Raw genomic sequence first — 19,429 nt, forward strand, 5'->3', positions numbered from 1 at the left:
TCGAGGACTTATCCTAGAATAAGAGCTTCATCAGAGTGCAGCGAATGGTTTAGAGAAATGTGAGATTTGATATTGTATTCAATTTTGAGTTTCGAGGACTTATCCTAGAATAAGAGCTTCATCAGAGTGCAGCGAATGGTTTAGAGAAATGTGAGATTTGATATTGTATTCAATTTTGAGTTGACAAGGCTTGTCTGAGAGGACAGGAACGTTAATTCAATAGTTAAGTGACGATAGCCTAGGAGATACACCTGTACCCATGCCGAACACAGCAGTTAAGCCCTAGAACGCCGGAAGTAGTTGGGGGTTGCCCCCTGTGAGATATGGAAGTCGCTTAGCGAAGGGAGTTTAGCTTAGTTGTAATTGAGAGGAAATCGAAATTACAATCGGCGGATGAGAGAAACGAAGTTTCTCACCGTTGGCTGAGCTAGACTCCACCCTTTGGGAGTTTAGCTCAGCTGGGAGAGCATCTGCCTTACAAGCAGAGGGTCAGCGGTTCGATCCCGTTAACTCCCATATTCAAGCGGGTGTAGTTTAGTGGTAAAACTACAGCCTTCCAAGCTGTTGTCGCGAGTTCGATTCTCGTCACCCGCTTTGAACGATAGTTCATACCAAGTTTTCGAACTTGGGCGCGTAGCTCAGGTGGTTAGAGCGCACGCCTGATAAGCGTGAGGTCGGTGGTTCGAGTCCACTCGTGCCCATTTCAATAATATTATGGTCCGTTGGTCAAGGGGTTAAGACACCGCCTTTTCACGGCGGTAACACGGGTTCGAATCCCGTACGGACTATATATTCGGAGGATTACCCAAGTCCGGCTGAAGGGAACGGTCTTGAAAACCGTCAGGCGTGTAAAAGCGTGCGTGGGTTCGAATCCCACATCCTCCTTAGGGACGAATAGTAATGACGCGGGATGGAGCAGCTAGGTAGCTCGTCGGGCTCATAACCCGAAGGTCGTAGGTTCAAATCCTGCTCCCGCAATAGTTGGCTCGGTAGCTCAGTTGGTAGAGCAATGGATTGAAGCTCCATGTGTCGGCGGTTCGATTCCGTCTCGCGCCATAATTTTATAATCGGAAGGGTAGCGAAGAGGCTAAACGCGGCGGACTGTAAATCCGCTCCTTCGGGTTCGGGGGTTCGAATCCCTCCCCTTCCATAACCTTTACGGGCATAGTTTAAAGGTAGAACTAAGGTCTCCAAAACCTTCAGTGTGGGTTCAATTCCTACTGCCCGTGTTTAAATATGGCGGGTGTGGTGAAGTGGTTAACACACCAGATTGTGGCTCTGGCATGCGTGGGTTCGATCCCCATCACTCGCCTATTTAATATTATTGGGGTATAGCCAAGCGGTAAGGCAAGGGACTTTGACTCCCTCATGCGTTGGTTCGAATCCAGCTACCCCAGTTAAAAACTTGAGCCGGCGTGGCGGAATTGGCAGACGCGCTGGACTCAAAATCCAGTGTCCTCACGGACGTGCCGGTTCGACCCCGGCCGCCGGTATAGCTTAAGTTTAGCGAAGCATTTTAGCTTCGTTTTTTTGTTTTCTCTTTAGTAATTATTTGTAAGCTAATGCGGAAGATTGAATCTTGATTTTGCTTGTAAATTGATATTCAATTAGTGTGATGGATATTGAAGACTTTTATCATTAAATTTTTTATAAGATCTAGAATGCTAATACGAGGCAGCTTGGTTTGTTCCTTTTATTCTCTGATTGAGTTTTATTTAGGGCTTAAGAATCTAATTGTCTAATTAAATATTTTTTGTGAAAAGCATCTGACTTTTACTGAAAATTCTTGACTCTTTTCTTTTTTGTGGTATAATTAACCAGTAAAGCTTTAACTGGTTAAGAGAAGGAGGAGGAAATGACTCATTTAGCAGAGAAGATCGATCAATTTTTAAATGAAGTTATTTTGAAAGCAGAAAATCAGCATGAGATTCTGATTGGTTCTTGCACGAGTGATGTGCCTTTAACCAATACGCAGGAGCATATTTTGATGCTTTTGTCTGAGGAATCTTTGACAAATTCTGATTTGGCAAAAAAACTGAATGTGAGTCAAGCTGCTGTGACTAAGGCTGTGAAATCTTTGGTTCGGCAAGAGATGCTGCAAGCTTTTAAAGATAAGAGAGATGCACGGGTTACCTTTTACCGTTTGACTGACTTAGCTCAGCCGGTTGCAAAGGAACATCAGCATCATCACGCACATACTTTGGAGACTTATCAAAAATTGGCAGAGCAGTTTTCTGCTAGTGAACAGGCGACAATCGCGAAGTTTTTGGAAGCCTTAGTGGGAGAGATTGGCAAATGAGATATATCACAGTTGATAATCTTTCCTTTTACTATGACAAGGAGCCTGTGCTAGAGCATATTCATTATTTTCTAGACAGTGGTGAGTTTGTAACTTTGACGGGGGAAAATGGAGCTGCTAAGACGACGCTTATCAAGGCTAGTTTGGGTATTTTGCAGCCCAAGTATGGGGAAGTTAAGATTTCCAAGACCAATGTGCGAGGCAAGAAACTGCGGATTGCTTACCTACCTCAGCAGATTGCTAGTTTTAATGCAGGTTTTCCTAGTACGGTATATGAGTTTGTCAAGTCTGGACGTTATCCGCGCAAGGGTTGGTTTCGTCGTTTGAATGAGCATGATGAGGAGCATGTCAAGGCAAGTCTGGAGTCGGTTGGAATGTTGGAACATCGGGATAAGAGGATTGGTTCTCTCTCTGGCGGACAAAAGCAGAGGGCTGTGATTGCTCGGATGTTTGCTTCGGATCCGGATATTTTTGTCCTAGATGAGCCGACAACAGGGATGGATGCAGGCAGCAAGGATGAATTTTACAAGCTCATGCACCATAGTGCTCACCAGCATGGGAAAGCTGTTTTTATGATTACACACGATCCGGAAGACGTTCGTAAATATGCCGATCGCAATATTCATTTGGTCCGTAATCAGGACTCACCTTGGCGCTGTTTCAATGTGCATGAAAGCGACAATAGTCAGGAGGTGAGTCATGCTTAATCTATTTTCTTATGATTTTATGCAGCGAGCCTTCTTGGCAGTTATTGCTATGAGCCTCTTCTCACCGATTCTGGGGACCTTCCTGATTTTACGTCGGCAGAGCCTTATGAGTGACACCCTCAGTCACGTTTCATTGGCAGGTGTAGCTTTTGGCTTGGTTCTTGGACTATCGCCCACTCTCACAACGGTGCTTGTCGTCATTGCCGCAGCAGTCTTCTTAGAGTACCTGCGAACTATCTATAAGAATTTCATGGAAATCGGGACAGCCATTCTCATGTCAACTGGCTTAGCTATTTCCTTGATTGTTATGAGTAAGGGCAAGAGTTCTAGCTCGATGAGTCTGGACCAGTATCTATTTGGCTCCATTGTGACTATCAGTAGGGAGCAGGTGATTTCTCTTTTTGTTATTGCTGCTGTGGTACTTGTCTTAACCTTCCTCTTCATTCGGCCTATGTACATCTTGACCTTTGATGAGGATACAGCATTTGTGGATGGGCTGCCTGTGCGGACTATGTCTATTCTCTTCAATATCGTGACGGGTGTTGCGATTGCCCTCATGATTCCGGCTGCGGGAGCCTTGCTGGTTTCGACCATCATGGTTTTGCCGGCCAGTATAGCTCTGCGGATTGGGAAAAATTTCAAGTCGGTCATTTTGCTGGCAAATGCTATCGGCTTCTTTGGTATGATTGCCGGACTTTATATTTCTTACTATGCAGAGACACCAGCTAGTGCCAGCATTACGATTATCTTCGTCAGCTTGTTCTTGCTGGTCAATCTAGTCAAAAAATTTATGAAATAGGAGCAGGAAATGAAAAAAATTAGCTTACTATTAGCAGGTTTACTGAGTATTTTCTTAGTAGCTTGTTCAAATCAAAAAAATTCAGATGGCAAGCTCAATATTGTCACAACTTTTTATCCGGTTTATGAGTTTACCAAGCAGGTGGCTGGAGATGAGGCCAATGTTGAACTTCTAATCGGGGCTGGTACAGAGCCGCATGATTATGAGCCTTCAGCTAAGGCAGTTGCGACTATTCAGGATGCAGATGCCTTTGTCTATGAAAATGAAAACATGGAGACTTGGGTTCCTGATCTGTTAAAAACATTGAAAAATAAGGAAGAAACGGTTATCAAAGCGACAGGAGATATGCTCTTGTTGCCTGGTGGTGAAGAGGAAGAAGACCACGACCATGGTGAAGAGGGGCATCATCATACCTATGATCCCCATGTCTGGCTATCTCCGAAGCGGGCTATTAAAATGGTGGAGCACATCCGTGATAGCCTGAGCAAGTCTTACCCTGACAAGAAAGCTGCTTTTAAGAAAAATGCAGCGGCTTATATCAAGAAGCTGGAAGACTTGGATAAGGAATATGAGGATGGGTTGGCAAATGCCAAGCAAAAGAGCTTTGTAACTCAGCACGCAGCCTTTAACTATCTGGCATTGGACTATGGCTTGAAGCAGGTGCCAATTTCTGGACTTTCACCAGACAGTGAGCCATCCGCTTCACGCTTGGCTGAATTGACTGAGTATATCAAGAAAAATAAAATCAAGTATATTTACTTTGAAGAGAATGCTTCCCAGGCTTTGGCTTCTACTCTGGCTAAGGAAACAGGGGTAGAACTTGATGTCTTGAATCCGCTGGAAAGCTTGACCGAAGAGCAGACCAAGGATGGGGCAGACTATATTTCTATAATGCAGGCCAATCTAAAGGCTCTCAAGAAGACAACTGACCAAGAGGGAGCGGAGATTGCAGCCGAGAAAGAAGAAGACGATAAGACAGTCCAAAACGGCTACTTTGAAGACAGTGCTGTCAAGGATCGGACCTTGTCTGACTATGCTGGCGAGTGGCAGTCTGTTTACCCTTATCTGAAGGATGGTACCTTGGACCAAGTCTTTGACTACAAGGCTAAGCTGACTGGGAAAATGACGGCAGCTGAATACAAGGACTACTATGACAAGGGCTACAAGACGGATGTATCCAATATCAATATCACAGACAAGACTATGGAATTTGTGGTAGATGGAAAATCCAAGAAATATACGTATAAATACGTTGGTAAGCATACTCTGACTTACCCTAAGGGAAATCGAGGGGTACGCTTTATGTTTGAAGCGACAGACGAGGATGCTGGAGAGTACAAGTATGTTCAGTTTAGCGACCACAACATTGCACCGACCAAGGCGGCTCATTTCCATATCTTCTATGGCGGTGAGAGCCAGGAAGCACTCTTTGATGAACTGGAAAATTGGCCAACCTACTATCCAAGTAAATTGACCGGTCAAGAAATTGCCCAAGAGATGTTGGCGCATTAATATAGGCAAACTTGAGAAGACGGGATTATCCCGCCTTCTTTTTTGTATATCAGGAAATGACGATAAAAATACTTGACAAATCACGATTACAAATGTAAACTAATAAAGAGTTAGATTACAAATGTAAATGTTAAGGAAGTGTTAAACAATGGAACAGCAAAATATTAGCCAAGCAGAATGGCAAGTGATGCGTGTGTTGTGGGCCTATCCACACAGTCGCAGTACAGAGATCATAGCGCGTTTGGAAGCTGATTTTTCCTGGAAGCCGGCAACCATCAAGACTCTTTTGAATCGTCTGAAGACCAAAGAATTTATCGCTATGGAAAAAATCGAGGGCAAGTTTTACTACGATGCTCGGATTTTAGAAGCAGACCATCTGGAAAGTACATGGCAGGCGCTTTTTGACAATATCTGTAATACTAAACACGGAGATCTTTTGATTTCGATGATTGAGAGAAGTCAGTTCAGTCAAGGGGACTTGGAGCGGCTCAGTCAGGTCATTGATAAGAAAAGAGCTTCGGCTCCGCTGGAAATTAAATGCCACTGTCCGCAAGGTCAGTGTCGGTGCGGGCATGGAAAGGAGACGCATTGATGAGTGAGAAAAAAGAATACAAGCTATCAGGAATGACCTGTGCATCTTGTGCTATGACAGTGGAGATGGCGGTCAAAGATTTAGAAACGGTTGAGGATGTCAGTGTCAATCTGGCGACAGAACGTCTCAGTTTGCTTCCTAAGGCGGGATTTGACAGCCAGCAAGTGCTGGCTGCTGTAGCCGAGGCTGGTTATCAGGCAGAAGAAAAAGGAAAAGACCGACCGTCCGATGTGAGCGAAGAGGCTGCAATGAAAGCGAAGGAATTGAAAAGGAAAAAGCAAGAATTACTAATTCTTTTGGTCACGGCTCTGCCCTTGCTTTATATCTCGATGGGCAGTATGGTCGGCCTTCCTCTGCCTAGCTTCTTGGATCATATGGCGTATCCCTTGGTCTTTGTTCTGTCACAACTGCTGTTGACTCTGCCTGCTGTGTGGATTGGTCGCGGCTTCTATCAGAGAGGATTTCGCAATCTTATCAAGCGACATCCCAATATGGATAGTCTGATTGCGGTGGGAACCAGCGCAGCATTTTTTTACAGCCTCTACTCGGTCGGGCAGGTTTTTCTAGGCTATCATGCCTTTGTTCATCAGCTCTATTTTGAGTCGGTTGCAGTGATTATTGCCTTGGTTCTTCTGGGCAAATATTTGGAGAGTTCAGCTAAGGGCAGAACGTCTCAGGCAATTCAGTCTTTGCTTGAGCTAGTGCCTAGTCAGGCGACAGTGATTCGTTATGGTGAGGCTGTGACCATTGATACGGAGGATATCCGAGTTGGAGACATTATCCGTATCAAGCCAGGGGAGCGTATGCCTGTAGATGGCCTTGTGACGGAGGGCCAGACCTTTGTGGATGAGTCCATGATGACTGGTGAAAGTGTCCCGATTGAAAAGAAGGTCGGCGACACCATTACCAGTGCAACAATCAATCAAAATGGTAGTATTGACTACCAAGCAACTAGGGTGGGTTCGGATACGACCTTAGCTCAGATTGTTAGATTGGTGGAGGAAGCGCAAGGGTCTAAGGCACCGATAGCGGCTTTGGCCGATAAAATTTCGCTTTATTTTGTCCCAATCGTGCTGAGCTTAGCTACTTTGTCTGCGCTGGGCTGGTATTTTCTAGCTGGTGAGAGCCTTAGCTTTTCTCTGTCAATCTTTATCGCGGTTCTGGTCATTGCCTGCCCTTGTGCGCTAGGATTAGCCACTCCGACAGCCATCATGGTTGGGACTGGCAAAGGGGCTGAAAATGGCATTCTGATTAAGTCTGGTCAAGCTTTGGAAGCGGCTTATCAGCTGGATACTATTGTTCTTGATAAGACGGGGACGATTACGGTTGGTAAGCCTAGTCTGACAGATCTGCTGCCCTTGGGTGATTTGAATCGGTCTGACTTGTTGCGGTTAATAGCCAGTGTTGAGCAGCATTCTGAGCATCCTTTGGCTCAGGCTATCTTGGAAGCTGCTCAGCAGGAGGAGCTTGACTTGCTGCCTGTCAGTCATTTTGAGGCCATTGTTGGACGAGGTTTGTCAGCTCAGGTTGAGGGCAGATGGCTTCTGGTGGGAAATGAGTCTTTGATGAAAGAAAAGAACATTGACAGCAGTGCCTTTCAAGAACAGTTGTTGGAGCTTTCCCAAGAAGGGAAGACAGCCATGTTTGTCGCAGTAGATGGACAGCTGGCTGGTATTTTAGCGGTAGCAGATGAGATGAAGTCCAGCAGCCTGAAGGCGGTGCAGGAGCTCCAGTCTATGGGACTAGAAGTCATCATGCTGACAGGAGATCGTGAAGAAACCGCGACAGCTATTGCCCAGAAAGCTGGAATCCAAAAAGTTATCGCAGGTGTATTGCCAGATGGTAAGGCCACTGCTATCAAGAACTTGCAGGAAGCTGGGAAAAAACTGGCTATGGTCGGAGACGGTATCAATGATGCACCAGCTCTGGTCCAGGCAGATGTGGGAATTGCCATCGGTTCAGGCGCAGATGTAGCTATTGAATCGGCAGATGTAGTGCTCATGCATAGTGATTTGCAGGATGTGGTCAAGGCTATCAAGCTCAGTCAGGCGACCATCCGCAATATCAAGGAAAATCTCTTCTGGGCCTTTGCCTACAATACACTAGGTATCCCGATTGCTATGGGGCTTCTGCATCTTTTTGGCGGTCCCTTGCTCAATCCTATGCTGGCTGGTCTGGCCATGAGCTTAAGCTCAGTGTCAGTTGTGGCCAATGCTCTGCGTCTAGGACGCTTTAAAATGAAGAAATATACGGAGGAATGAATCTATGAAACAAAGAGTCCAATTAGAAAACTTATCTTGTCAAAATTGTGTCAAACATGTCACCCAGCATTTCCTGTCTATGGAGGGGGTGTCAGATGTGGCAGTAGAGCTAGAGAAGCAGACAGCCCAAGTCACGACTGATAAGCCTTATGGTGCATCAGATTATGAAGCTGCTTTGGCAAAAACAATCTACAGGGTTCTGGATGTGGCAGAAGCTGAATGAATAAAGTCAGTAGCTTTGCGCCTGCCCAGCTGCTAGAATTCTTCTTGTAAAAAGCGATAAAATAATCTATAATGTTACTAATCACATGATTTATCTTACCGTGAGAAAGAGGAGAAAAATGAAGAAAAAAGCTTTACCTTTTTTACTAGCAGGAGCTGCTTTATTAGCTATGACAGCTTGCTCAAAGGGCAGTGCTACGAATCAATCGGAGACGCCTACTAGCAGTACTGGCTCAGTAACAAGTTCTGTGGAGCAGGCATCCAGTCAATCAACTGCAGCAGCATCTTCAGCGGCTAGCAGCACTAGCTCAGAGAGTGCGAGCACAGAAAAAACCAAGGAAAAGAAGGAAGCGATGGACATTTCAGCACTTGCAAATGGCAATTATGCCAGCGTTAAAGGAACCTGGCAGGATGCTTCTGGCAATCAGCTTGTTTTTGATGACAAGGGCTTGGTTTCAAGTGGTTATGAGTTGTACGGAGCGTCTCTGACAGACTATGGCACTGCTGCTGGCGGTGTCTACGGCGGAGAAAGCGGAGGTTTTCTGATTGAGTTTCTTCCTAAGGGAGTTAAGGTCGCAGACAAGGAAAACTTTACAGACAACTCCGATGCTGGCCAGGATAGAATCTGGACAGGGGTTGGCCTGAATAGCTTTGACGAACAAGGCAGCTTCTATTATCGAGTAGATTAAACGTAGCTTGGTTTTTGGTGTTAAAATCTATATAGTTGATGAGAGCAGAAAAACATCTGCTCTTTTTTCTTTTGTAAAGTAAGGAATTTTACCGACAAAAAAACCTGCCTAAATTAGGCAGGTTTTATAGCTTTTAGTTGAATTAGGACTCACTATGAGGCGTTATAAACTGATCCATAGGGGTTGAAATTACATTCAGGAACAATTTGGCGAAATCCTCTGCGGGCATAGGATCTTCTTTGATGATCCAAATCTCAATGAGAGAATTAATCCATCTGACGACAATTTCAGTAGCCATTTCTTTCGAAATCCCCAATTTCTTAGAGTCAATTTCTAAATTTTGTACGACCCACTGAGTGAAGAAGGTAGATAGATAGTCACTCCAGAAAGGATCGATAGCTGTAGTGTAGAGCACCTTCATCCATTTCCTATGTTCATAGAGGGTAGGAATCATATGCTTGGCAAAGAAGCAGAATGGATTTTCTCCATTTCCTTCTTCGTAGCTTTCATACAGGGGCAAAAACGGAGTCATAATTGTCTGGCGGATGTATTGGATAATGTCTTCAACATTACTAAAATGCTTTTTATATATAGCCTGGCGCGATAGACCGGCTTGTTTAGCAATCTCTGAAAAAGTAAAATAAGACTTTTCAGGATTTTGCTCTGCCAGCTCAATTAAGGCATTGACGACTTTGTCTCGAGTATCTTGGGGCATAAGTACCTTCCTTCTTTTATATTAAGTTCTTGCTGGTTTGTCTAAAAATAGAGCAAATCCCAACAAAATAGTTTACCGCTTGTCAACTAAAATGATAACACTTTATAGAGGAAATGTCCAATTATTTTTAAAATTTAATATAAAAATATTAAAAAACCAGTCTTCCCTTACAAGGACCGGTTCTGTAATTTCTCTGTTTTTCTTCTAGTTGGTTATGCGATAACAATTTTGTTTGAAGAACCAGCTGGACTATCATAGGCAGCAAAGCTGGTTAGGGGCGAAGATACAAGGTTGAGAAATGTCTTAGAAAACTGCTTGCAAGGAACGGGGTCATCCTGAGTGATCCAATTCTCGATAAGAGAACTAATCCAGCCGGCCAGCAGTTGATTGGCCAGGTCTTCAGGAATACCTAATTTTTGGTGGTCAAGATTTAGATTCTGCTCGATCCAGTCCTTGTAACTGGCAGTAATAAAATCGCTCCACAAGGGATCGACAGAACTAGTATATAATATTTTAATGCGTTGGCGTTGCTCATAAATAGCGGGAAGAATCGTTTGAGCCAAAAAGGTGAAAGGATCTAAGTCCGCTTCAGAATTGTTGCTATTCCAGTTGGGAGCAAAGGCTTGCTTTACCATGTCTTGGCGAATGTATTCGATAATTTCAGTAGTGTTATTAAAGTGTCGTTTGTAAATAGCCTGTCTTGACAAACCGGCTTCTTTAGCGATTTCTGTAAAGGTAAAACGCGGTCTATCTGGTTGTTTATCTGCTAATTCAAAAAAAGCATCCAAAATCCTATCTCGTGTATTAAGAGCCATAATTTTATCCCTCCTATACCATTTTACTTTTTCTGTCTGAAATAAGCTAGAAAATAGCCCAGAATTTTTACTAAAAAAGTTTACACATTGTTAAATGGAAAAATTTTAGTTTGATTTCTGGACATCGTGTCTATTTAAAAACTGTACAATTTTACAATTAATGTACATAAATCAAGCCGATAATTGTTTTGTTTTAAAAGGTTAATATGATAAAATAATAAAAAATCTTATCAGAAGTCAAATAGAAAGTGTAGTTTAAAAATTACCAAATCTGAAAGATTTATGGGAGGTTTGACTGGACTTTTTATTAAGGGTTACTGATCAGGATAATAAAATATGTTCAGAGGAGAAAAAGATGAAAAGAACAGAAAAAGTTTTGCGATATTCTATTCGGAAGTCTGTTTTAGGTGTTGGGTCAGTCCTTATTTGTGCTCTATTTTTGGGTCACAGTTTGGTGGCGGCGGATGAGGAACAGCCAGTGGCAAATGCAGTAGAGAACCCAGTTGCTGCATCGCCAGTAAATCAGGATTTGACAACGGTTAGGGAGGCTGCTAACACGGAAGTAGGCACATTTCTGGCTGAGAAAGTGACAGATCTTGGGAATAATCCAAATTTGTCAGATGAGGAGCTTGCAGCAGCTAAGGACGAAGTCAATCAAACAGCTGCAAAGGCTCAGAATGAAATTGCCGCAGCTGAGGATAAAGAAAGGATTGATCAAGCTAAAGAAGATGGATTGGCAGACATCAAATCTATCAATCCAGTCGGCAAAGATTTACTTCTAGATGAAATCCAAAATGGGAAAGCAGAGTTTGACAAACTTGTAGATAGTAGCGATTTGCTGCCTGAGGAGCAAAAGAAAAGCTTCCAAGAGTCTGTAAGGAGGAAGGCTGCAGAAGCAGAAGATGCAATTCAGAAATTAGATGTTAATGCAGCAACAGCAGAGCAGGCGGAAGTGATTCAAGAGCAAGCAGTAACCGAGGAAGATAAGTTTTTCAAATTTATAGCAAGTTCAACCGTAGATTTCACTCTGGCTGCCAAGTTAGCTGACTTGGAAGCAAATCCTAATCTTTCAGAAGCAGAAAAGAAAGCAGTTAGAGGCGAAATAGAGCAAGTGGTAGAAACAGCCAAGAAGGCTATTGAAGGAGCAGATTCTCAGGAAGTCTATGACCGGGCAAAAGAAACAGCCATAGCCCACTTAGCCAAGATTCACCCTATTAGCAAAGAGCAGTTCTTAAAAGAAATTCAGGAAGAAAAAACAGCTACTATCGAGGCTGTTGAGAAGAGTCAAAGTCTTTCTACTGAGGAAAAAACTGCAGCTAAAAAGAAGATTGAAGATGCAGCAGCCATAGCTCAAAAAGCAATTGCAGCTTATAATGCTTGGGTTGAAAGTCCTGATGATGCTGAAAAAATTCAAGGACAGGTAGCTGCAGAGAAGCAAAGTTTGTTAAAAGTTACGACTGGTCTGAAACTAGATCTTGCTCTGTCTGATAAGCTAGCAGACTTACGGAGCAACCCGAATCTGTCAGAGGCAGAACAGGCTACGGCTAAAGCTGAAGCGGAAGCAACTCTAGCAGATGCGAAAACGGCGCTTGAAAAGGCTGATACTGAAGAGGAACTAGAGAGAATTGAGGCAGCTGGAATTGCTAGCTTGGATACGATTCATCCAGTTGGCAAAGATTTGGTTTTAGATGAGCTTGAAGAAGAAGTCGACAAACAGATTGAAGCGATTGAACATCACCAAACACTTTCAGAACTCGATAAAAAGCAAGCTAAAGAAAAGATTCGAGCAGTATTAAAGACGGTGACAGATGCGATTGCACAGCTAGACGATAGTGTAGACAGTGCAGAAAAAGCAGAGAAGCTGCAGGAACAAATCGCTGCTGAGCAGACAAAAGCTCTTGCAACTCTCGAAGTAATTGTCAAGAATGCTGCTAAAGCTGAGATGACTTCTTCTATTCCAGGTGATTCACCACAAGAAACTAGGAAAGAATTTAGTGGAGGGGTCAGTGATTCTGAACCGACAACAGCGATAGAGTCAGAGTATGATTTATCTAGCCATGAAGTTGGAACTCATCCTGATACAGCTCCACAGGCGTCTGCACAACCAGAATTTAGTGGAAACGTTAATGATTCAGAAGCAGCAACAGCAACGTGGCCTGAATTTACTGGCGGTGTCAATGATTCTGAACCAACTATGACAGAACATAAAACCTATGATGCTGGCGGTCAGCCATCAGTCAGGAGTGCGCATCCAGACAGCGCTCCTCAAATGTCGGCTCTTCCAGAATTTATCGGTGGTGTCAATGCCACTGACGCGGCTGTGGCTGAAGCTTTACCTGCTTACCAAGCGACGACCAGTATTTTGTCAACAGTTGATGGTTCCAAATCAGTACAAGAGCAGACTTCATCAGCTACGATTACCCAGCTAGTTCAGCCTAAAAACAAGGAAAGTAAGAGTGATTTGTCAGTCTTGCCGCATACGGGGCAAGCTTCTAATGCTCTTCTCACAGTTACAGGAGCTATCAGTGCTCTAAGCGCAGCTGGATTGATACTCCGTAGTAGAAAAAAGAAGAATAAATTTTAAAGAGGCCCAGTGGCCTCTTTTTTTGATGGAAAAAATTTTTAAAAATTATGCAAACGTTTTACTAAAAGTGCTTGAAAAAGTTAAAAAAAAACGATATAATGGACAATGTGAAAGCGCTTTGCAAACGAGAGCTTAAAAGAAAATATTTTTATTCAAAAGAAGGGGCTTATTATGGTCGAATTAAATCTGAAAAATATCTATAAAAAATATCCCAACAGCGACCACTACTCAGTGGAAGACTTCAATCTAGATATCAAGGACAAGGAATTTATCGTCTTTGTCGGTCCGTCCGGTTGCGGAAAATCAACTACGCTGCGTATGATTGCAGGTCTTGAAGACATCACTGAAGGAACTGCCTCTATTGACGGTACGGTGGTCAATGATGTGGCTCCAAAAGACCGGGACATCGCCATGGTCTTCCAGAACTATGCCCTTTATCCGCACATGACTGTCTACGACAATATGGCTTTTGGCCTCAAGCTGCGCAAGTACAGCAAGGAAGATATTGAAAAACGGGTCAACGAAGCAGCAGAAATCCTAGGCTTGAAGGAATTCTTGCAACGCAAGCCAGCTGATTTGTCTGGTGGTCAGCGTCAACGTGTTGCCATGGGGCGGGCTATCGTTCGTGATGCAAAGGTTTTCCTTATGGATGAGCCTCTGTCTAACTTGGATGCTAAGCTGCGTGTTTCTATGCGGGCGGAGATTGCCAAGATTCACCGCCGTATTGGGGCAACAACTATTTATGTTACTCACGACCAGACTGAAGCTATGACTCTGGCTGACCGGATTGTTATCATGTCAGCGACCAAGAATCCTGCTGGAACTGGAACGATTGGACGAGTGGAGCAGATTGGTACGCCGCAGGAAGTCTATAACAACCCAGTTAATAAGTTCGTTGCCGGCTTCATTGGTAGCCCAGCTATGAACTTCATCCCAGTTAAGCTGGAAGGGAATGAGATTGTCGCAGAAGGGCTGCGCTTGACAGTTCCAGAAGGAGCTCTCAAGGTTCTGCGGGAGAAAGGTTACGAGGGCAAGGAGCTGATCTTCGGTATTCGTCCAGAGGATGTTAATGCAGAAGCTGCTTTCTTGGAAACTTTCCCGAATTCAGTTGTGCATGCCAAGATTTCTGTTTCAGAATTGCTGGGAGCAGAGTCTCATCTATACTGCCAAGTGGGTTCTAGTGAGTTTGTAGCGCGTGTAGATTCACGGGATTACCTAGAAACTGGTGCAGGTATTGACCTAGGCTTCGACCTCAATAAAGCGCACTTCTTTGATCCAGAGACGGAAAAGACAGTCTATTAATTAATTGATAAATAAAGAACGCAGACAGGCTTGTCTGCGTTTTTAAAATGGCTGTTATAACAGCGTTTTTTACTGAAAGGTGTTCAGATTTTTTCTTGTTTTAGTTTTCCGATAAGAATCTCGGCTGAAATGGTGGCATGTGTAAGCTGCTCCCAATTGATTAGATTTTTTTCAACATGAAAGAGTAAAGGAGTCATCTGCAGCAGGGCAATTTTCTCCTCAGAATGCAGAGTATGGGTTGATTCTACGGTTTTTCTAGATAGGATCGTAAAGTGTTTCTGGAAGTGCTGGATGATATCTTGATTAGAATAATCTTTCTTGTCCAGATATTGAGCAGCTTTTTGACGAATTTCCTTCAAATGATTTTCTGTTGGGATGACTTTAATGATAAGTCCCTCTTTTTTCAATACTCGCTGAAATTCATGGTAGTTAGCTGGTGAGAAGATGTCCAGCAAGACATCCATGCTTTGATCCTGAATGGGTAAATGTGCCAAATCACCTACGAACCATTTTACAGCAAGGCTCTGATCACTTTTGGCAGCTAACTGGATAGAATCTTTGGATAAATCAAAGGCGTAAGTTTCTTTGTTGGGGAATTTTTCCTGAATTTTTCGAGCATAATACCCCTCTCCGCAAGCGACGTCTAGAATGGTCTGTTCTTCAGGCAGATCCTGCAGCAGATCCTGCAACTCGTCTAGGACATGCTGATAAAAGCCGGCTTCCAAGATGAATTGCCTATTTTGAAAGCTTGTTTTGTCATAGTCTTTAGCTTGTTTAGCCCGAGGAGCTAGATTGACATAGCCGAATTTTGCGATGTCGTAGGAATGGCGATTGGCGCACTTGAGGCTGTTTTCTTCCATAGCCAAGCCTTGCTGGCAGAGCGGACAGGCCAGAGCTGGAGCTTGAGCAAAGCGGGCAAGTTTTGGTTTCATAGTTGCTCTCTTTCTATTGTTTTTTATAGCTGAATGACTTCTTTTTGGTAAGACATAGAAAAATCCGATTCAGGTAATCGGATTTTTATCTTTAGTAGGTCAGGACAAAGTATTTCTTCTTACCGCGGCGGATAACTGTCAGCTCGTCTTCCAGTTTATCTGAGGTGCTGAGGACATAGTCTAAATCTTGGATGCGCTCGCCATTGAGGTAGATAGCACCGTTTTGGACATCCTCGCGGGCTTGACGTTTTGAGCTTACCACGCCGGCTGTCACAAGCAGTTCTACAATATTGAGGTTGTCTTCTGCTTGGAGCTGATAGTTAGGCACACCTCGCAAACCTTGTTTGAGTTCCTTGACGGACAAATTTTTGATATTTCCAGCAAAGAGCTGCTCAGTGATGTTGAGAGCTTCCTGATATGCTTCTTGACCGTGAACCAGACTGACCACTTCGCGAGCTAGGACTTTCTGCGCCAAGCGTTCGTGTGGTGCCGCTTCAAACTGCTGACGAATTTCTTCAATCTCATCCAAGGACAGGAAGGTGAAGATTTTCAGGAAGCGGATAGCGTCTGCGTCCATGACATTCATCCAGAATTGGTACATTTCGTAAGGAGAAGTCTTGTCAGGATTGAGCCAGACAGCATTGCCTTCTGACTTGCCAAATTTTTTGCCAGTAGCGTCGGTAATGAGCGGAACGGTTATCACATGGCCAGTCTTGTCAGCCTTGCGGCGCAGGAGCTCTGTACCTGCTGTCATATTGCCCCACTGGTCAGAACCACCGATTTGTAGGGTTACGCCGTGGTTTTGATTGAGGACGTAGAAGTCATATCCTTGCATGATTTGGTAGGCGAATTCTGTATAGGAAATCCCTGTCTCAATCCGGCTCTTGACAGAATCTTTGCTCATCATGTAGTTGACAGTGAAGTATTTACCAACATCGCGCAGAAAATCGATAAAGCTGATGCTGCTGAACCAGTCATAGTTATTGACCATTTCGGCCTTATTATCGTCCTTTTCAAAGTCCAGAAAACGAGAAAGCTGATTTTGGATAGATTTCACCCAGCCTTCCACGGTTTCCTTGGTTTGGAGACTGCGCTCTGCATCCTTAAAAGATGGATCGCCAATCAATCCAGTTGCTCCTCCGACCAGAGCGTAGGGTTTATGGCCAGCTAGTTGCAAGCGACGGCTGGTCAGAATGGCAACCAAGTGGCCTAGGTGCAGGCTGTCAGCGGTTGGATCGTATCCGGTATAATAAGAGACTTGTCCTTCTTCTAAGGCCTTGCGTAAAGCTGCTTCATCAGTAGTTTGGAATACCAAGCCACGTTCTTTTAGCTCATCAAAAATGTGCATCATGTCTCTCCTATTCTAAAAGCCAAGAAATTGGCTTATCTATATTTTAAATTTATGTTACTCTATTGTATCATAAAGCTTTTAAATAGCAATGTTTCCTTGAAATAAATCATAGATATTTGGTATAATGGGAAGATAACAAGGAGAATCAAACTTGGAACAAATAATAGAGAAATTAAAAGAGTTCTGGGGAAAAGCCCAGCAGTTTATCAAAAAAATACATCTTCCAGAATGGAGCAAGAAGATCGTTAGTGGCAACAATGGCTGGTCTATCGGTGATGTTTTTGCTGTTTTCTTGCGGACTTTTAAACTTCTGATGAATATGGCTTTTGTGTTTATCTTCTTTGGTGCCGTAATCGGTGCTGGGATTGGGGTAGGCTATGCAGCTAGTCTTTTCAGTAAGGTGGAAGTGCCCAAGCAGGAAGAGCTAGTCAAGCAGGTGAATAATATCTCTGGCATTTCTAAGCTAACCTATGCCGATGGCAGCTTGATTTCAGATGTTGACAATGATTTGCTCCGCATACCGGTTAAGAGTGACGCTATCTCTGAAAATGTAAAAAAAGCTGTTATCGCTACAGAAGATGAGAATTTTGAGACGCATAACGGAGTGGTGCCCAAGGCTGTGCTTCGGGCTACGCTCGGTTCAGTTGTTGGAGTTGGCTCGTCTAGCGGTGGGTCAACCATTACCCAGCAGTTGATCAAGCAGCAGGTAGTGGGCGATGCGCCAACCTTCAAGCGGAAAGCAGCGGAGATTGTTGATGCGCTGGCTTTGGAGCGCTACATGTCCAAGGATGATATTTTGACGACCTACTTGAACGTTTCGCCGTTCGGGCGCAATAATAAGGGGCAGAATATCGCTGGTGTGGAAGAAGCTGCTCAAGGGATTTTTGGTGTTTCTGCTAAGGATTTGACAGTGCCCCAATCTGCTTTTATTGCTGGCTTGCCACAGAGCCCGATTGTTTATTCGCCTTATGCTGCGGATGGCAGTCTCAAGAGTGCAGGGGACATGGTTCTGGGCTTGGAACGTGCCAAGGATGTGCTCTATAATATGTATCGGACGGGCCATCTAAGCGAGAAAGAGTACAAGGATTACAAGGACTACGACTTGACCAAGGATTTCAAGCCGTCTGAAAGCTCGGAAAAATCTTCACATGGCTACCTTTATTACACAGCGGTCGAAGAAGCCCAGCAGACTATGTACGAGTACTTGATTCAGCGGGACAATGTTTCTCAGCAAGAGCTGAAAAACAACGACACTGTCAAGGCTTACAAGGAATTAGCTGCTAAAGAACTGAGCGATGGTGGCTATACTGTTACCACCACGATTAACAAGAACATCCACACCGCTATGCAAAATGCAGTAGCCAACTATGGCGGCATCTTGGATGACGGAACTGGTGCAGTTGAAGTGGGAAATGTCCTCTTGGATAATAAAACCGGTGCTGTGATTGGCTTTGTCGGCGGCAGAGACTACGCTTCCAATCAGAACAATCACGCCTTTGATACGGAACGGTCGCCGGGTTCGACTATTAAGCCAATTCTGGCTTATGGAATTGCCATTGACCAAGGTCTGATGGGCAGCGCCAGCGTTCTTTCTAATTATCCGACTAACTTTTCAAGCGGTGACCCGATTATGCACGTAGACAGCCGTGGTACAGCCATGATGGATCTGCAAGAAGCGCTTAATACTTCTTGGAATATCCCGGCTTATTGGACTTACCGCGGATTACGCGAAAAAGGTGTCAATGTCCGTGGCTATATGGAAAAAATGGGTTATTACATCGATGACTACAGCATTGAGAGTCTCCCAATGGGCGGGGGCATCGAAGTATCTGTAGCTCAGCACACCAATGGTTTCCAAACTTTAGCTAATAATGGAACCTACCAGAAAAAATACATGGTTGAAAAAATCACTGACCGAGATGGGAAGGTGATTTACCAGCATAAGGCCAACCCTGTTCAGATATACAGTCCAGCAGCAGCTACGATTATGCAGGAGCTCATGCGGGGAGTTATCAATTCTGGAGCTACTACGACCTATAAATCCAGAATCAGTCAGGTCAATGGAACCTTGGCTGGAGCCGACTGGATTGGTAAGACTGGAACGACCAACACCAACGGTGATATGTGGCTGATGCTTTCTACTCCTAAGATGACTTTGGGAGGCTGGATTGGTCATGATGATAATAGCTCTATGGCGGCGTTGACTGGTTATAATAATAATGCCTCCTACATGGCCTATATGGCAGATGCTATCTATCAGGCAGATCCAAATGCCTGGGGTGTTGGTGATAAGTTCACTCTTGATCCAAGTGTCATTAAGTCTGATGTGCTCAAGTCCACAGGGGAAAAGCCAGGTACAGTAACGGTAAACGGCCGCTCTGTTAATCTCAGTGGTCCGACAGTGCCTAGCTATTGGGCTAAAAACGGTGCTCCGACCACGACCTACCGCTTTGGTATCGGGGCATCAGATGCGGACTATCAGAAGGCTTGGTCAGCTATACTGGGCGGTTCTACCTCTAATTCTAATTCCAGCTCCAATTCCAATAATAATCGGCAGGGGAACTAGCGCATCAAGAACAGTTTTTAACTTTTCAGAAAGCGGATGAAATCCTTGCAATTTCTAGCTAAATAAGGTATAATGATAACAAT

At 44.1% G+C, this 19,429-nt stretch carries 15 protein-coding genes, 12 tRNA genes and 1 rRNA gene; 24 read left to right on the plus strand and 4 right to left on the minus strand.

Translation table 11 applies throughout. From position 1 onward, the window contains the following. Window positions 1–223 precede the first annotated feature (223 nt). The 21 genes from rrf (at window position 224) to D8877_RS12290 (ending at window position 9,081) form a co-directional block, all read left to right on the plus strand. A 5S ribosomal RNA gene (gene rrf, locus D8877_RS09760) occupies window positions 224–339 on the plus strand. 104 nt (window positions 340–443) lie between these two features. Further along, a tRNA-Val gene (locus tag D8877_RS09765) sits at window positions 444–516 on the plus strand. Window positions 517–523: 7 nt separating this feature from the next. Then, a tRNA-Gly gene (locus tag D8877_RS09770) sits at window positions 524–594 on the plus strand. Between the two features lie 33 nt (window positions 595–627). Then, window positions 628–701: transfer RNA gene (locus D8877_RS09775), tRNA-Ile, on the plus strand. A 15-nt stretch (window positions 702–716) separates the two neighbouring features. Beyond that, window positions 717–788, plus strand: a tRNA-Glu gene (locus D8877_RS09780). 7 nt (window positions 789–795) lie between these two features. Further along, a tRNA-Ser gene (locus tag D8877_RS09785) sits at window positions 796–885 on the plus strand. Between the two features lie 19 nt (window positions 886–904). Next, window positions 905–978, plus strand: a tRNA-Met gene (locus tag D8877_RS09790). 5 nt (window positions 979–983) lie between these two features. Continuing rightward, a tRNA-Phe gene (locus D8877_RS09795) sits at window positions 984–1,056 on the plus strand. 13 nt (window positions 1,057–1,069) lie between these two features. Next, a tRNA-Tyr gene (locus D8877_RS09800) sits at window positions 1,070–1,150 on the plus strand. An 8-nt stretch (window positions 1,151–1,158) separates the two neighbouring features. Beyond that, a tRNA-Trp gene (locus tag D8877_RS09805) sits at window positions 1,159–1,229 on the plus strand. A 10-nt stretch (window positions 1,230–1,239) separates the two neighbouring features. After that, window positions 1,240–1,312, plus strand: a tRNA-His gene (locus tag D8877_RS09810). A 13-nt stretch (window positions 1,313–1,325) separates the two neighbouring features. After that, window positions 1,326–1,397, plus strand: a tRNA-Gln gene (locus tag D8877_RS09815). 12 nt (window positions 1,398–1,409) lie between these two features. Beyond that, window positions 1,410–1,493 (plus strand) — tRNA-Leu (locus D8877_RS09820). A 362-nt stretch (window positions 1,494–1,855) separates the two neighbouring features. Further along, window positions 1,856–2,299: a zinc-dependent MarR family transcriptional regulator gene (locus tag D8877_RS09825; protein ID WP_002919891.1), complete on the plus strand. Its 444-nt coding sequence runs from the start codon at window positions 1,856–1,858 to the stop codon at window positions 2,297–2,299. Further along, window positions 2,296–3,006, plus strand: coding sequence for a metal ABC transporter ATP-binding protein (locus tag D8877_RS09830; protein ID WP_125341228.1), 711 nt, complete (start codon window positions 2,296–2,298; stop codon window positions 3,004–3,006). The genes D8877_RS09825 and D8877_RS09830 overlap by 4 nt, the downstream gene beginning before the upstream one ends. Next, a complete protein-coding gene (locus D8877_RS09835; protein ID WP_002919889.1) occupies window positions 2,999–3,805 on the plus strand; it encodes a metal ABC transporter permease in 807 nt (268 codons plus the stop codon). The genes D8877_RS09830 and D8877_RS09835 overlap by 8 nt, the downstream gene beginning before the upstream one ends. A 9-nt stretch (window positions 3,806–3,814) precedes the next feature. After that, entirely contained in the window at window positions 3,815–5,317 is a 1,503-nt protein-coding gene (locus tag D8877_RS09840; RefSeq protein ID WP_125341227.1) for a metal ABC transporter solute-binding protein, Zn/Mn family, read from the plus strand. 148 nt (window positions 5,318–5,465) lie between these two features. Further along, complete coding sequence (locus tag D8877_RS09845; protein ID WP_011836340.1) at window positions 5,466–5,909, plus strand: CopY/TcrY family copper transport repressor; 444 nt, start codon at window positions 5,466–5,468, stop codon at window positions 5,907–5,909. Further along, a complete protein-coding gene (locus D8877_RS09850) occupies window positions 5,909–8,170 on the plus strand; it encodes a heavy metal translocating P-type ATPase (protein ID WP_125353198.1) in 2,262 nt (753 codons plus the stop codon). Before D8877_RS09845 ends, D8877_RS09850 begins: the two co-directional genes overlap by 1 nt. 4 nt (window positions 8,171–8,174) lie before the next feature. Next, window positions 8,175–8,393: a heavy-metal-associated domain-containing protein gene (locus D8877_RS09855; RefSeq protein WP_125353200.1), complete on the plus strand. Its 219-nt coding sequence runs from the start codon at window positions 8,175–8,177 to the stop codon at window positions 8,391–8,393. 85 nt (window positions 8,394–8,478) lie between these two features. Then, on the plus strand, window positions 8,479–9,081 hold the full coding sequence (locus D8877_RS12290) for a DUF6287 domain-containing protein (protein WP_185760214.1): 603 nt from the start codon (window positions 8,479–8,481) through the stop codon (window positions 9,079–9,081). A 142-nt stretch (window positions 9,082–9,223) separates the two neighbouring features. Here D8877_RS12290 and D8877_RS09870 read toward each other — a convergent pair whose 3' ends face one another. Both D8877_RS09870 and D8877_RS09875 read right to left on the minus strand, forming a co-directional pair. Further along, complete coding sequence (locus D8877_RS09870; protein WP_125353202.1) at window positions 9,224–9,796, minus strand: TetR/AcrR family transcriptional regulator; 573 nt, start codon at window positions 9,794–9,796, stop codon at window positions 9,224–9,226. Between the two features lie 212 nt (window positions 9,797–10,008). Continuing rightward, window positions 10,009–10,611, minus strand: coding sequence for a TetR/AcrR family transcriptional regulator (locus tag D8877_RS09875; RefSeq protein WP_125353204.1), 603 nt, complete (start codon window positions 10,609–10,611; stop codon window positions 10,009–10,011). 355 nt (window positions 10,612–10,966) lie between these two features. Between D8877_RS09875 and D8877_RS09880 the strand changes: the two genes are divergently transcribed. Further along, window positions 10,967–13,195 carry an SIALI-17 repeat-containing surface protein gene (locus D8877_RS09880; RefSeq protein ID WP_125341223.1) on the plus strand — a complete coding sequence of 743 codons (2,229 nt, stop codon included), beginning with the start codon at window positions 10,967–10,969 and terminating at the stop codon, window positions 13,193–13,195. Window positions 13,196–13,366: 171 nt separating this feature from the next. Beyond that, window positions 13,367–14,497: an ABC transporter ATP-binding protein gene (locus tag D8877_RS09885; protein ID WP_111676967.1), complete on the plus strand. Its 1,131-nt coding sequence runs from the start codon at window positions 13,367–13,369 to the stop codon at window positions 14,495–14,497. Window positions 14,498–14,580: 83 nt separating this feature from the next. Here D8877_RS09885 and D8877_RS09890 read toward each other — a convergent pair whose 3' ends face one another. Continuing rightward, on the minus strand, window positions 14,581–15,429 hold the full coding sequence (locus D8877_RS09890; RefSeq protein WP_125341222.1) for a putative RNA methyltransferase: 849 nt from the start codon (window positions 15,427–15,429) through the stop codon (window positions 14,581–14,583). 91 nt (window positions 15,430–15,520) lie between these two features. After that, window positions 15,521–16,777, minus strand: a complete 1,257-nt coding sequence (gene tyrS / locus D8877_RS09895) for a tyrosine--tRNA ligase (RefSeq protein ID WP_125341221.1) — start codon at window positions 16,775–16,777, stop codon at window positions 15,521–15,523. Between the two features lie 154 nt (window positions 16,778–16,931). Here tyrS and pbp1b point away from each other — a divergent pair, with 154 nt between their 5' ends. Then, a complete protein-coding gene (pbp1b, locus tag D8877_RS09900) occupies window positions 16,932–19,346 on the plus strand; it encodes a penicillin-binding protein PBP1B (protein ID WP_125353207.1) in 2,415 nt (804 codons plus the stop codon). Window positions 19,347–19,429 lie beyond the last annotated feature (83 nt).

It is taken from the genome of Streptococcus sanguinis, from assembly GCF_003943735.1.
Lineage (GTDB): Bacteria > Bacillota > Bacilli > Lactobacillales > Streptococcaceae > Streptococcus > Streptococcus sanguinis_E.